The 12860-nt window shown below is 67.1% G+C and carries 11 protein-coding genes and 2 pseudogenes; 5 read left to right on the top strand and 8 right to left on the bottom strand.

What is annotated here, in order from left to right; genetic code table 11:
- Positions 1 to 14 precede the first annotated feature (14 nt).
- On the top strand, positions 15 to 413 hold the full coding sequence (locus ACFW0B_RS21280; RefSeq protein ID WP_449150965.1) for a putative zinc-binding protein: 399 nt from the start codon (positions 15 to 17) through the stop codon (positions 411 to 413).
- 283 nt (positions 414 to 696) lie between these two features.
- On the opposite strand, the gene ubiT is transcribed toward ACFW0B_RS21280, so the two are convergent.
- From ubiT to norR, 8 genes and pseudogenes are all read right to left on the bottom strand, one after another.
- Positions 697 to 1164, bottom strand: a complete 468-nt coding sequence (gene ubiT / locus ACFW0B_RS21275) for a ubiquinone anaerobic biosynthesis accessory factor UbiT (RefSeq protein ID WP_151134681.1) — start codon at positions 1162 to 1164, stop codon at positions 697 to 699.
- Positions 1161 to 2051, bottom strand: a complete 891-nt coding sequence (locus ACFW0B_RS21270) for a U32 family peptidase (RefSeq protein WP_151134683.1) — start codon at positions 2049 to 2051, stop codon at positions 1161 to 1163. Before ACFW0B_RS21270 ends, ubiT begins: the two co-directional genes overlap by 4 nt.
- A gap of 7 nt (positions 2052 to 2058) precedes the next feature.
- Positions 2059 to 3054: a ubiquinone anaerobic biosynthesis protein UbiU gene (gene ubiU, locus ACFW0B_RS21265; RefSeq protein ID WP_449150964.1), complete on the bottom strand. Its 996-nt coding sequence runs from the start codon at positions 3052 to 3054 to the stop codon at positions 2059 to 2061.
- Positions 3055 to 3099: 45 nt separating this feature from the next.
- Positions 3100 to 4338 (bottom strand): molybdopterin molybdotransferase MoeA, encoded by a 1239-nt coding sequence (locus tag ACFW0B_RS21260; protein ID WP_151134687.1) that lies wholly within the window; start codon positions 4336 to 4338, stop codon positions 3100 to 3102.
- The gene (gene moaB / locus ACFW0B_RS21255; RefSeq protein WP_226282189.1) at positions 4335 to 4889 is read right to left on the bottom strand and encodes a molybdenum cofactor biosynthesis protein B; all 555 of its coding nucleotides are present in this window, start codon (positions 4887 to 4889) and stop codon (positions 4335 to 4337) included. The genes ACFW0B_RS21260 and moaB overlap by 4 nt, the downstream gene beginning before the upstream one ends.
- A gap of 197 nt (positions 4890 to 5086) precedes the next feature.
- Positions 5087 to 5542: a pyridoxamine 5'-phosphate oxidase family protein gene (locus ACFW0B_RS21250; RefSeq protein ID WP_226284419.1), complete on the bottom strand. Its 456-nt coding sequence runs from the start codon at positions 5540 to 5542 to the stop codon at positions 5087 to 5089.
- A 66-nt stretch (positions 5543 to 5608) separates the two neighbouring features.
- A pseudogene (gene moaC / locus ACFW0B_RS21245) lies at positions 5609 to 6064 on the bottom strand (cyclic pyranopterin monophosphate synthase MoaC); the annotation flags it as partial.
- Positions 6065 to 6080: 16 nt separating this feature from the next.
- Entirely contained in the window at positions 6081 to 7610 is a 1530-nt protein-coding gene (gene norR, locus ACFW0B_RS21240) for a nitric oxide reductase transcriptional regulator NorR (RefSeq protein ID WP_151134693.1), read from the bottom strand.
- Between the two features lie 137 nt (positions 7611 to 7747).
- Here norR and ytfE point away from each other — a divergent pair, with 137 nt between their 5' ends.
- The 4 genes and pseudogenes from ytfE to ACFW0B_RS21220 form a co-directional block, all read left to right on the top strand.
- Positions 7748 to 8431 (top strand): iron-sulfur cluster repair protein YtfE, encoded by a 684-nt coding sequence (ytfE, locus tag ACFW0B_RS21235; RefSeq protein WP_151134695.1) that lies wholly within the window; start codon positions 7748 to 7750, stop codon positions 8429 to 8431.
- Positions 8424 to 10703, top strand: coding sequence for a nitric-oxide reductase large subunit (locus ACFW0B_RS21230; RefSeq protein WP_151134697.1), 2280 nt, complete (start codon positions 8424 to 8426; stop codon positions 10701 to 10703). The genes ytfE and ACFW0B_RS21230 overlap by 8 nt, the downstream gene beginning before the upstream one ends.
- 123 nt (positions 10704 to 10826) lie before the next feature.
- On the top strand, positions 10827 to 11174 hold the full coding sequence (locus tag ACFW0B_RS21225; protein WP_151134699.1) for a hypothetical protein: 348 nt from the start codon (positions 10827 to 10829) through the stop codon (positions 11172 to 11174).
- Between the two features lie 142 nt (positions 11175 to 11316).
- Positions 11317 to 12772, top strand: a pseudogene (locus tag ACFW0B_RS21220) (sigma-54 interaction domain-containing protein); the annotation flags it as partial.
- Between the last annotated feature and the right edge of the window lie 88 nt (positions 12773 to 12860).

Here is a 12860-nt window from a genome sequence, read left to right as displayed (position 1 = left end):
CCAGGAGGCTTGAAATGTCTACCCTTAACCGTCCACTGGTCTATTCCTGCTCCGGCTGTTCGAACGTCGCGCAACTGGCCAACGCCCTGGCGGTTCGCCTGGACCGTGAGGGCCTGGCCGAGATGTCGTGCATCGCCGGGGTTGGCGGTCGCGTACCGGCCCTGGTCAGCAAGGCCCGCAGCGGGCGGCCGATCCTCGCCATCGACGGCTGCCGCCTGCAATGCGTGCAAGGCTGCCTGGACCAGCACGGCGTGACCGCCGACGTGCACCTGCTGCTCAATGAGTACGGCCTGAAAAAACGCTACGGCGAGGACTGCGACGCGGAAACCGCCGAACAGCTGTACAGCGAAGTGGTCCAGTTGATCGCCAGCGATCGCCTGCAGGCGCGCCGCACCGATCGGAGCGCGTCCTAGCGGTCGCGTGTCGAGAAAGGCGATGGCCAAGGGTTTTCAGGTCTCCGTGTTTGCCTGACGCTACCCTCTCCCAGAGGGAGAGGGTAGCTGCATCTCTAATGGACCCAAACACCGTAAGAGCGAGCTCTGCTCGCGAATGTCCCACGCAGCGAATCGCGAGCAGAGCTCGCCTACATCCTCCAGCCTGGCTCAGCGGTTCCAGCAACACTTGACGCAGACATAGCCTCGAGGAACGCCAGCGAAGCATCGGCAACGCTGGCGGCTTCTCGGCATCTTGCCCGCCCTACTTCTCGCGAGCGGCTTCGCCCAGCCGGTGAATCGCCTGCCACAGGAGCGGCGGCAGTTCGTCCGGGTCCAGTGCATCGAGCAGGTTCTTGATGGAAAGGCCAAGGTCTGTGTCGCCTTCGATCACCAGCCGGCGGCGGAAGAACAGCGTGTCCGGATCTTCCTGGCGGCTCAGCAACAGCAGGAACTCGCGCCAGTTGCCGCGAATGCTCACGTCCACCGGTGCCTGCCGAGCCACTTTCAGGCCAGTGCGTTCACGGGTCAGGCACCAGGCCAGTCCCAGATCGCTGATTTCCAGGCGCAGCCAGCGCCCTTCCAGCACCTCGAAGGCGCCCTCCTCCAGCGGCGTGGCGAACACCCGCGGCAACGCCTGCTCCAGCACCAGGCGCTGAATCAGGAAAGGCACCCGCCGGCCCAGCGGCAGCAGCGGTTCACCCAGGCGCAGAGCCATGCTTGCCAGGCTCATAGCCCCGCCTCCTCGACTCGCAGCATGCCTGCCTGGCCATGCCAGTAACCGTTGCAGCCATCCACGGCCAGCGGCGGCGGCAGCGCACCGGCGCGCACCTCGGCGAATGCCCGGACAACCTGCGCCATGCCTTCCGCTCGCGGGCTCAGGCGCAACAGGTCGATCCCCAGCGCCGTCATCCGCGAGTATTCGGGCAGCAGGTTGCTGACCTGGGCGGACATCGTCTGGATGCCATTGAGGGTGAACAGCGCCTGGCCCTCCTGGCTGAGCAACGGAATGCCTTCCGGGTAGTCCTGGCAGCAGAATCGACAGTCATCCTTGGGCCGGTTCTGCGCCCGGGCGGTGAAGCAGCGTGCCGAATAGGCCAGCGGCAGATGCCCGTAGGCGAAGAGTTCCACCTCCGGACGCGGCTGGCCCAGCGCGTCGAGCTGCTGCAGGCAGTCCGCCAGCAGACTCGCCGAGCACTCCACCGGCGGCACCCAGCGCACCATTCCGCAGTCGAGCAATTCGGCCAGCGCATGGGCGTTGTACAGGTTGAGCGCCGGCCCGGCGACGAAGGGTTGGCAGCGCTCCAGCAACAACTGCACCGCACCCATGTCGTTGGCCTCCACCCGCAGCTCGCCGTTGTCGCACAGGCGCTTGAGGCTGGCCAGTTCGGAGGCCGCCTCCACCAGGGTCAGCCCGGACAGCACCAGCTCGGCCCGGGTCTCTTCACGCAGCTCGCGGGCCAGCCCCAGCCAGCCGTCGAGCGACAGCGCGCGGCGCTTGGAGCAGACGGTTTCACCCAGGTAGATGACATCCAGCGGCTGCCCGGCCATCTCGGCATAGAAATCCAACAGTTTCTCCCGGCTCCAGTAGAACAGGACCGGCCCCAGACTCAGCTTCATGGCTACCTCACTGCCAGGATCGATGGTAGGCACCCAGAGTGGTCTGGCTGCCCTCCGACACCGCTTCCAGCGCACGCCGCCACTGCTCCTCTACGGTGTACCGCTGCGGCGCACGCGCATGGGCGTCGAGCGCCGCGCGCCAGACTCCGGTGACCTGCTCGACATAGGCCGGGCTGCGCTGGCGCCCCTCTATCTTCACCGCCGCGATCCCCATCGCCGCCAGCTGCGGAATCAGGTCGAGGGTGTTCAGGCTGGTGGGCTCTTCAAGGGCATGGAAGCGCTGCCCTTCCACCAGGAAGCGGCCCTTGCACAGGGTCGGATAGCCGGCCGGCTCGTCCTTGCGGTAACGGTCGATGAGCACGCCGCCGAGCCTGGAACTCAGCCCGTCGGCATTCTCCTGCCAGCGCACCGCCTTGGCCGGCGAGCAGACCCCGCACAGGTTCGGCGACTCTCCGGTGACGTAGGAAGACAGGTGGCAGCGCCCTTCGGCCATGATGCACAGGCTGCCGAAGGCGAAGACCTCCAGCGGCACCTGGCTCCGTTCCGCCACCTGGCGTACCTGGGCCAGCGACAACACCCGGGGCAGCACCGCACGGCGGATGTTGTAGCGCGTGCGGTAGAACTCCAGGGCCGCGGCGTTGGTGGCCGAGCCCTGTACCGAAAGGTGCAGGGAAAGGTCCGGATGCCGGCGACTGGCGTAGGCCAGAACACCGGGGTCGGCGGCGATCAGCGCATCCACCCCGAGGTCCGCGGCGCGATCCACCGCCCGCTGCCAGCGTGTCCAGCCCACCGGCTGGCCATAGGTATTGACCGCCACATAGAGCTGCCGGCGCTGCTGGCGGATCAGCTGCATGCCAGTCTCCAACTGGCGATCATCGAGGTTGAGGCCGGCAAAGTGCCGCGCATTGGTGTCATCGCGAAAGCCCACATAGATGGCGTCGGCCCCCTGTCGCAAGGCCGCCTTGAGGGCGGGCAGGCTGCCCGCCGGACATACCAGGTGCATGCTGGAAACTCCCCTTGGAAAAACCGTGCATCCCACCGAGGGTGTCTAGCCGAGCAGGTCGGCGAAGGGCAGGAAGTCCACAAGCTCGCCGCGCATCAGCGTGCGCTCGCACTCGATCAGCGCCAGACCGTCGGCCCAGCAGGCCGAGGCCAGCATGGCCGAGCCCTGATCGGGATGCAGGACCACCTGCAAATGCCCGCCAGGGCTTTCCAGGCGGGCTCGCAGGTACTGGCGACGCGGATTGCCCCGCGTCCAGTCGAAGGCGGCAGGCAGGCGCAGCGGGCGCGCCAGCACTTCGTTTCGCCCCTGCGCGCGAAGCAGAAAGGGTCGCGCTACCACCAGCGCGGTGATCAGCGCCGCCGCCGGGTTGCCCGGCAGACCGATCCACGGCTTGCCGCACACCGAGCCGAAGGCCAGCGGTTTTCCCGGCTGGATCGCCAGGCGCCACAGGTGCAGCTCGCCGAGCTCGCGCACCGCCTGCTTGAGATGATCCTCCTCGCCGACCGAGACGCCGCCCGAGGTGATCAGCACATCCGCTTCGCAAGCCGCCAGGCTGAGGGAATCACGGCTGGCCGCCAGTTCGTCGACGAGAATGCCGCCATCAAGCACATCCAGCCCCAGGCTGCGCAGTACGCCTTCCAGGCTGTAACGGTTGGCGTTGTAGATCTGCCCCGGCGCCAGCGCCTGGCCGGGCTCGCGCAACTCGTTGCCGCTGCTCAGCAAGCCGACCCGCAGCGGTCGGTAGACCGTCACTTCGGCGCATCCCAGGCTCGCCAGCAGGCCGATTTCCAGAGGCCGCAGCCGGATTCCGGCGTCCAGCACGCGGCTCCCGGCGGCGAACTCCTCGCCCTGGCGGCGCACGTTCGCCCCTGCCGGCACGCTGGCCAGCCAGACCCCGTCATCCTTGACCCGTGCCAGCTCCTGCGGCACCACGGTATCGGCGCCTGGCGGCAATGGCGCACCGGTGAATATCCGCACCGCGGTGCCGGCTGGCAGTTCGGCCAGCGCCGCGTCGCCAGCGGCGATCCGTCCGGCCAGAGGCAGCCAGCCCTCGCCAGCGGGCAGGTCGGCGGCACGCAGGGCATAGCCGTCCATCGCGCTGTTGTCCCAGGCGGGCATGGCGCTGGCCGCATGAATCGGCAGCGCCAGGGTACGACCAAGGGCCTGCGCCAGCGGTACCCGCTCCGGTTTCGGCGGCAAGGGGACCTGCTTCAGCAGTTCGGCAATCGCCTCGTCCACCGGTCGCAAGTCGGTCTTGGCCGCATGGCAGCCGCAGGCGCTCATGAGCGGGCTCCGCACTGGAGGGCCGGGTGCTCCGGCAGCGACTTGAGATGGGGGACGAAATTGCACGGCCGCGTACGGCTGTCGAGCTGCTCGCGCAGGATCTTCTCCCAGGCCGTCCGGCAGGCCCCGGGGGAACCGGGCAGGCAGCAGACCAGGGTGGCGTTGCTGATTCCGGCCAGCGCGCGGGACTGGATGGTGGAGGTCCCGATCTCGGCCAGCGACACCTGGCGAAACAGCTCGCCGAAACCATCCACCGCCTTGTCCAGCAGCGGCGACACCGCCTGGGGGGTATTGTCCCGCGCGGTGAATCCGGTGCCGCCGGTGATCAGTACCACCTGCACCAGCGGGTCGGCGATCCAGGCGCACAGCCGGGCGCGGATCTGCCAGATGTCATCGATCACCAGGGCCCGCTCATGGAGCTGATGGCCGGCCGCTTCCAGTCCCTCGATCAGGGTCTGCCCGGATGTGTCGGTCGCCAGGCTGCGAGTATCGCTGACCGTCAGCACTGCGATACGCAGCGGCTGGAATTCGACGCTGGATAGATGGGCCATGCTGCAAACCTCCGCGAAATGACTGCGCGCAGCCTGCGCCAGTGCCGCGGCGCCGCCCATTCCCCGATGGAGGTATCACTTTCGCGGTTCCGCCCCGCAGGCCGCGTGCCTGCCCGCTGCCGGGCCAGGCGTGGCAAAGGGTCGCAATCGACCAGGCGGTGACAGCGGGTATCAGGCCGCCGGCATGCAGCGCAGGCTCAGGGCATTGTCGGCAGCGGCTGCCAGCCGTTCGCCTCCTTGCGGAAATCGAGGCGCTCGTAACGCTGCCCCGGCAGGCCCTGCCAGAATTCCATGCGGCCGGGCAGCAGGCGGTAATGCCCCCAATTCGGCAGGAGGGACGGTGCCTCGTCACGCTGGCGATAGACCGGCGGCGAATCCTCCGCCGAACGCGCGCCCAGCCATTCGACCCGGCCCTCGATGCGCAACTGCCGCTCCGCTGCAGGCCAATGGAACACCACTGCCGCCCAGGGGTTGATCACCAGGTCCTGGCCCTTTTCGCTGCACTGGTCGCTGTAGAACAGCAGCCCCTGTTCATCCAGGCCGCCGAGCGACACGACCCGGCAGTGTGGATGGCCGAAGTCATCCGCCGTGGCCAGCACCATGGCCGCGCCCTTGTCGCATTGCGCTTCGCGCAACCAGCTCTGCAGCAGCATCCAGGGTTCCTCCGCAGGAGCCGCCAACGCCGGGACGGGGCCCTGCGGTACGGCCGCCGCGCTCACGTAGTGGCCCGAAGCGCCGCCGCGTTTTTCCAGCAGGCGGACATGCTCGATGGTCATGCCGCGATCCACCGCCTTGCACATGTCGTAGAGGGTCAGGGCGGCGACGCTGGCGGCGGTCAGCGCCTCCATTTCCACCCCGGTCTGCCCGGCCAGCTTGCAGCGGGCGACGATGCGCACGCAGTTCTCCCCTTCCGCCTCCAGTTCGACCTTGACGCTGGCGAGCATCAGCGGATGGCACAGGGGAATGAGATCGGATGTCTTCTTCGCCGCCTGGATGCCGGCGATACGCGCCACGGCGAACACGTCGCCCTTGGGGTGGGCGCCGTCGACGATCATGCGCAGGGTTTCCGGGCGCATGCGCACGCGGGATTCGGCTGTCGCTTCACGGGAAGTCACCGCCTTGTCGGTGACATCGACCATGTTGGCGCGGCCTTGGGTATCGAGGTGGGTCAACATCGCCAGGACTCCTGGATCAGATCAGATTAAGACGGCGGGCCAGCTTGCGCAGATTGCTCGGGTCCATCTGCAAGTCGCGGGCGGCAGCCGCCCACTTGCCGGCATGACGGCCCAGGGCCGCTTCGACCAGCTCGCGCTGGTAGCGCTCCAGTGCCTGCTGCATGGACTCCAGCACCGGCTCGGAGGCGGCCTGTGGCGGAGTGAGATGGCGGACTGGCGGCGACTCGAGTCCTAGCCAGGGAGCCTCGATGCTGAGCAGTGCAGTACGCGACTCGGCCTGGCTGAGCACCTTGAGCGCCGCCCGGCTGATCACATGCTCCAGCTCGCGTACGTTGCCCGGCCAGTCGTAGTTCAGCAGCACCCGCTCGGCCTCTGGCGAGAGGCGCAGGCAACGCAGGCCAAGACGCACCCGGTTGAGTTCGAGAAAGTGGCCGGCCAGCAACAGCACATCGCGGCCACGCTCGCGCAGCGGCGGAATATGCACCGGATACACCGACAGGCGATGGTAGAGATCGGCGCGGAAACGTCCCTCGCGCACCTCTTCCCAGAGGCGGCGATTGGTCGCTGCGATCACCCGCACATCGACATGCCGTGGCTGGTCGGCGCCAAGGCGCTGGATTTCGCCGTTCTGCAGCGCGCGCAGCATCTTGGCCTGGGTTGCCAGCGGCAGCTCGCCGATCTCGTCGAGGAACAGGGTGCCTCCGTTGGCCGCTTCGAAGCGCCCGGGACGGTCCTGGCCCGCGCCGGAGAACGCCCCCTTGGCATGGCCGAACAGCTCGCTCTCGGCCAGGGTTTCCGGCAAGGCCGCGCAGTTGACGTAGACCAGCGGCTTTCGCGCGCGCGGCGAATGGCTGTGCAGCCAGCGGGCGAACAGCTCCTTGCCCACGCCGGTCTCGCCCTGCAGCAGCACGGGCAACTCGGAGTCGGCCACCACAGCCAGTTCGTCCAGCAGTTGGCTGATCGCTGGACTGTTGCCGAGAATCGCCGCATCACCGGCCTCCCCGTCCGGTTCCGCCTGGCGTCCGGCCAGGCGCAGGCTGCGCACCTCGGCCTCCAGCCGGCACACCCGCAGCGCGCTTTCAATCAGCAGCGCGTGCTGGCGCAAGCGCTGCGCGGCATGGCGATCAAAGCTGCCGGGACGCAAGGCATCGAGGGTCACCGCGCCCCACAGCTGGCCATCCAGATAGAGGCTCATGCCCATGCAGTCATGCACTGGCAGCGGCTCGTCCGGGCTGTCTTCCAGCAGGCCGTCGTAGGGGTCGGGCAACAGACTGTCGGCGGCGAACTGCAGCGGCTCGCGCTGCGCCAGGATCTGCGCCAGGCGCGGATGGCGAGCCACCGCGAAGCTGCGTCCGAGCACTTCATGGGCCAGCCCCACGGCCGCCTGCGGGCGCAAGCTCTCGCCGTCCAGGCGCAACAGAACCACCGCACTGCAGCCAAACGCCTCGCGCAGGCCAACCACCAGCCGTTGCAGGCGGACCGCCGCCGGCAGCTCGCAGACCAGGTCGGCGAGCTGGGCATTCTGGATCGGGGTGAAATCTACCATTTCGGGTATCCATGACCTGATTCGTGCCGGGTAGGTTAGACCTTACCTGCCGGCAAACCCTTGATTTCCGTCAATTTCAAAAGCGGCACGGTGCTTGCCAGTGTCAGGAGGACTCTCAACCATCAAGGAGCCTCTCCATGGCTGACCAACTGCTCGACAGCACCTTGGGCGACCTGGCATGCACCCTCCCCGGCGCCACACGGGTATTCCATCAGTTCCACCTGGACTTCTGCTGCGGCGGCCAAAAGACCTTGCGCCAGGCTTCCCTGGAGCGCGGGGTGGATGCCGACGAAGTGATCCGCCAGCTGTCCCGGCTCGACCCGCAGGACGCCGAGGGCGCCGACTGGCGCCAGGCGTCTCCCGAGCAACTGATCGACCACCTGCTTGACCGTTTCCACGCCGTGCATCGCCAGCAGTTGCCGGAGCTGATCCGCCTGGCGGCGCGCGTCGAACAGGTCCACGGGGAACGTGACGACTGCCCCCACGGGCTGACCGAACTGCTGATCACCATGCAGCAGGAACTGGAAAGCCACATGCAGAAGGAGGAGCAGGTGCTCTTCCCGCTCATCGAACGCGGCGCAGGCCCCATGGCCGGCGGGCCGATCTCGGTCATGCGTTTCGAGCACGACCAGCATGGCGAAGCGCTGCAGCAACTGGTGGATCTGACCGGCGACATGCAGCCGCCGGAAGGCGCCTGCAACACCTGGCGAGCGCTGTATCGCGGCCTCGATGAACTGCGCGTCGACCTGATGCAGCACATCCACCTGGAAAACAACCTGCTGTTCCCCCGTGCCCTGGGCCTGGAGGTGCGCCATGGGTGAGTACCGCAAGCTTTGGTGGACGTTGATCGCCGTGCTCGGAGTGACCTTCTGCCTGCTCGGCTGGTTCGGCCGTGAGGTCTACCGCCAGGCGCCGCCGATTCCCTCGGAGGTGGTGAGCGCGAGCGGCCAGCACCTGTTCGGCGCCGACGACATCCTCGATGGCCAGACCGCCTGGCAGAGCGTCGGCGGCATGCAGCTCGGCTCCATCTGGGGCCATGGCGCCTACCAGGCGCCGGACTGGACCGCCGACTGGCTGCACCGTGAACTGCTCGCCTGGCTCGACCTGGCCGCGCAACAGCAGTACGGCAAGCCCTATGCCGAGGTCGACCAGGACCACCAGGCCCTGCTACGCGAGCAACTCAAGCGCGAGTATCGCGGTAACCAGGTGCGTGACGGCGTGCTGTCCCTGAGCGAGCGCCGCGTCGCCGCCATGGGCCAGACCGCCGCCTATTACGACGCGCTGTTCAGCAACGACCCAGCCCTGCAGGGCAGCCGCAAGAGCTTCGCCATGAAGGAGAACACCCTGCCCGATGCCGCGCGCCGCGAGCAGCTGAGCCGGTTCTTCTTCTGGACCGCCTGGGTCGCCGCGACCGAACGGCCAGGGCACGAAGCCACCTACAGCAACAACTGGCCGCACGAGCCGCTGATCGACAACCATCCCACCGCAGAGAACCTGATCTGGTCGGTGGCCAGCGTGATCCTGCTGATCGCCGGCGTCGGTTTCCTGATCTGGGCCTGGGCCTTCCTGCGCGGCCACGAGGAGGAAGAACCCGCCGCGCCCGCCCAGGACCCGCTCAGCCTGGTGGCGCTGACCCCGTCGCAGCGAGCCCTCGGCAAGTACCTGCTGCTGGTGGTCGGGCTGTTCAGCTTCCAGGTCATGCTCGGCGGCGCCACGGCGCACTACACGGTGGAAGGCCAGGATTTCTACGGCTTCCCGCTGTCGCAGTGGTTCCCCTACTCGCTGTTGCGCACCTGGCACATCCAGAGCGCGCTGTTCTGGATCGCCACCGGTTTCCTCGCCGCCGGCCTGTTCCTCGCCCCGATCATCAACGGCGGCAAGGACCCGAAATTCCAGAAACTCGGCGTCGACGCGCTGTTCTGGGCGCTGGTGGTGGTGGTGCTCGGCTCCTTCGTCGGCAACTACCTGGCGATTGCCCAGGTCATGCCGGCCGAGTGGAACTTCTGGCTCGGCCACCAGGGCTATGAGTACGTCGATCTCGGCCGCCTGTGGCAGATCGGCAAGTTCGCCGGCGTGGCCTTCTGGCTGCTGCTGATGCTGCGCGGCATCCTGCCGGCGTTCCGCCAGCCCGGCGACAAGAACCTGCTGGCCCTGCTGTCCGCCTCGGTGATCGCCATCGGCCTGTTCTACGGCGCCGGCTTCGCCTACGGCGAGCGCACCCACCTGTCGATCATGGAGTACTGGCGCTGGTGGGTGGTGCACCTGTGGGTCGAGGGCTTCTTCGAGGTATTCGCCACCACTGCACTGGCCTTCATCTTCTCCAGCATGGGCCTGGTGTCCAAGCGCATGGCCACCACCGCCAGCCTGGCCTCGGCTTCGCTGTTCATGCTCGGCGGCGTGCCCGGCACCTTCCACCACCTGTACTTCGCCGGCACCACCACTCCGGTGATGGCGGTAGGTGCCACCTTCAGCGCCCTGGAAGTGGTGCCGCTGGTGGTACTTGGCTACGAAGCCTGGGAAAACTGGCGCCTGAAGAGCCGCGCGGCCTGGATGGAGCGGGTCAAGTGGCCGCTGATGTGCTTCGTCGCCGTGGCGTTCTGGAACATGCTCGGCGCCGGCGTCTTCGGCTTCATGATCAACCCGCCGGTTTCGCTCTACTACGTGCAGGGCCTCAACACCACGCCGGTACACGCCCACGCCGCGCTGTTCGGAGTCTATGGCTTCCTCGCCCTGGGCTTCACCCTGCTGGTGCTGCGCTACATCCGTCCGCAACTACGCTTCAACGAGCGTCTGATGAAGACCGCCTTCTGGTGGCTGAACGGCGGCCTGGTGCTGATGATCGCCACCAGCCTGTTGCCGATCGGCATCATCCAGTTCCACGCCAGCGTCAGCGAGGGCCTGTGGTATGCCCGCAGCGAGGCCTTCATGCAGCAGGAAATCCTCCAGACGCTGCGCTGGGTACGCACCTTCGGTGATGTGGTGTTCATCGTCGGTGCGCTGGCCATGGCCTGGCAGGTCGTCAGCGGATTCTTCTCTCCCACCACCAGCACCGTGCCCCAGCGCGCGGAAGGAGAACGCCTATCGGTTAACTGACAGAGCAAGAGTGTTGGCCAGGCTCGACCCGCCGCTGGCGGGTCGAGCCGTTGACCGGACCAACCTGCACCAGCGCTATCTACACTCAAGCGTTGACGGAACTTCCAGCACAGGAGCACTACCATGCATGCACACAAGCTTTACGCCTGGCTCGACACTCCCGGCACAACACCGCTGTGGAAGGTGTTCTGGCTGTACGGCGTGTTGGTCAGCCATGTGTTGTTCGGCGGCATACTGGCGCTGTACGGGCAACTCGGCAGTGCCCAGCTGGCCCTGCTGTTCTTCGGTTTCATTATCTACACGGCCTGGGTGCTGAATGCCGTCTGGCGCAACGCCGGCAACGTCCGCACCGCACTCTTTGGCGAGATCGCCCGTTTCCTCACCGTCGCCTGGTCGATCAACGCGGTGCTGGTTTCCATTTTCCTGCTGCTCGAACACCTGAAAACAGGCGGCGGCAGCCTGCCGTTCTAAGCCCAAGTCCCCCAGACAGGCGCCACACGCTCCCCCGCCCCTCTCCCGCAGGCGGGAGAGGGGCGGTTCGCGTCGTGGTGTCGCCGAGCGAATGACAGTGCGCTAAGGTGCGCGACGTCCCCATCAGACTGTCGAAAGCCCCATGAGCGACAACCACGCCCTCTCGGACTATCAAAGCGTCCGCCAACTGGCGATCCGCTCGCTGTTCGAAATCTTCGAGCAGTTCAGCGAAGGCACGGTGATCGTCGACCGCGAGGCACGCATCGTCTGGATCAACCAGCGCTACGCCCAGCGCTTCGGCCTGGACAGCGCCGAGCAAGCCATCGGCCGTCCGGTCGAGCAGGTGATTCCCGGTAGCCTGATGCGTGAGGTGGTCAGCAGCGGCCGGCCGATGCTGCTGGACATTCTCGACATGGCCAAGGACCCGCTGGTGGTGATGCGCATGCCGATCCGCGACGACACCGGCGCGGTGATCGGGGGCATCGGCTTCGCCCTGTTCGACGAGCTGCGCTCGCTCTCACCGTTGCTGACCCGCTACCAGCGCATGCAGGCCGAGCTGGCCTCGACCCGCTCCCTGCTGCAGGCGCGCCAGGCGAAATACAGCTTCGGCCACTTCATCGGTACCAGCCCGGCCAGCCTGGAAGTCAAGCGCCGCGCCCGGCGCGGGGCGACCAGCGACGCCCCGGTACTGCTGCTGGGGGAAACCGGTACCGGAAAGGAGCTGCTGGCCCATGCCATCCATGCCTCCTCGCCACGGGCCGACAAGCCCTTCGTCAGCGTCAACGCCGCGGCGATTCCCGAATCCCTGCTGGAAGCGGAGTTCTTCGGCACCGCTCCGGGCGCCTTCACCGGCGCCGACCGCAAGGGCCGCCCTGGCAAGCTGCAGATCGCCCAGGGCGGAACCCTGTTTCTCGACGAGATCGGCGACATGCCACTGGCGCTACAGAGCAAGCTGCTGCGTGTGCTGCAGGAAAAGGAATTCGAACCGGTGGGTTCCAACGAGATGCTGCGCAGCGACATCCGCCTGATCGCCGCCACCTCCATCGATCTCGATGCCGCCGTGCGCGAGGGGCGCTTTCGCGCCGACCTGTTCTACCGCATCAACGTCCTGCCCATCGAGATTCCACCGCTGCGCGAGCGCCTGGAGGACCTGCCGGCCCTTTGCGAAGCCATACTCGACGGCCTGCGCGACGACCACCAGATGCTCTACGAACTGGACGCCGACGCTCTTGCCCTGCTGGCCCAGCACGCCTGGCCGGGCAATGTGCGCGAGCTGCGCAATCTGCTGGAACGCACCGTGCTGCTTGGCGACCGCCCTCAGCTCGACGCCGCCACGCTGCGCTCGTCCCTCGGTACGTTGCAACCGCTACCGGCAGCGACGAGTGCGCCTTCCGTCACCCTGGCTGCCGGCCAGGATTTCTACGCCGCGCGCGAGGAATTCGAACGCCAGTTGATCCGCAGCGTGCTCGACGAACAGGCCGGCAATGTCGACGCGGCCGCACGGCGCCTGGGGCTGGGCCGTTCGACGCTGTACAAGAAGTTGGCTGCGCTGGGTCTTTCGTCCTGAAACAGAGACAAGTCTCCATATGGAGACAACCAGGACTTCCGCATATGCCCGGGCACTCGGGAGCCAACAGCACGCAATTTGTCTCCATTCGGAGAATAGCGTAGCGCCTCGACAGCCCA

The organism is Metapseudomonas phytobenefica (genome assembly GCF_043392685.1).
Lineage (GTDB): Bacteria > Pseudomonadota > Gammaproteobacteria > Pseudomonadales > Pseudomonadaceae > Metapseudomonas.
The sequence above is the reverse complement of the archived record's forward strand: the minus strand, read 5'-3'. Positions and strand labels throughout refer to the sequence as shown.

Excerpts from the sequence above, each read along its gene's own strand:
- ubiU (WP_449150964.1), bottom strand. The coding sequence starts at position 3,054 with ATGCACCTGGTATGTCCGGCGGGCAGCCTGCCCGCCCTCAAGGCGGCC.
- ubiT (WP_151134681.1), bottom strand. The coding sequence starts at position 1,164 with ATGAGCCTGGCAAGCATGGCTCTGCGCCTGGGTGAACCGCTGCTGCCG.
- ACFW0B_RS21260 (WP_151134687.1), bottom strand. The coding sequence starts at position 4,338 with ATGAGCGCCTGCGGCTGCCATGCGGCCAAGACCGACTTGCGACCGGTG.
- moaB (WP_226282189.1), bottom strand. The coding sequence starts at position 4,889 with ATGGCCCATCTATCCAGCGTCGAATTCCAGCCGCTGCGTATCGCAGTG.
- ACFW0B_RS21225 (WP_151134699.1), top strand. The coding sequence starts at position 10,827 with ATGCATGCACACAAGCTTTACGCCTGGCTCGACACTCCCGGCACAACA.
- ACFW0B_RS21280 (WP_449150965.1), top strand. The coding sequence starts at position 15 with ATGTCTACCCTTAACCGTCCACTGGTCTATTCCTGCTCCGGCTGTTCG.
- ACFW0B_RS21230 (WP_151134697.1), top strand. The coding sequence starts at position 8,424 with ATGGGTGAGTACCGCAAGCTTTGGTGGACGTTGATCGCCGTGCTCGGA.
- ACFW0B_RS21270 (WP_151134683.1), bottom strand. The coding sequence starts at position 2,051 with ATGAAGCTGAGTCTGGGGCCGGTCCTGTTCTACTGGAGCCGGGAGAAA.
- ACFW0B_RS21250 (WP_226284419.1), bottom strand. The coding sequence starts at position 5,542 with ATGCTGCTGCAGAGCTGGTTGCGCGAAGCGCAATGCGACAAGGGCGCG.
- ytfE (WP_151134695.1), top strand. The coding sequence starts at position 7,748 with ATGGCTGACCAACTGCTCGACAGCACCTTGGGCGACCTGGCATGCACC.
- norR (WP_151134693.1), bottom strand. The coding sequence starts at position 7,610 with ATGGTAGATTTCACCCCGATCCAGAATGCCCAGCTCGCCGACCTGGTC.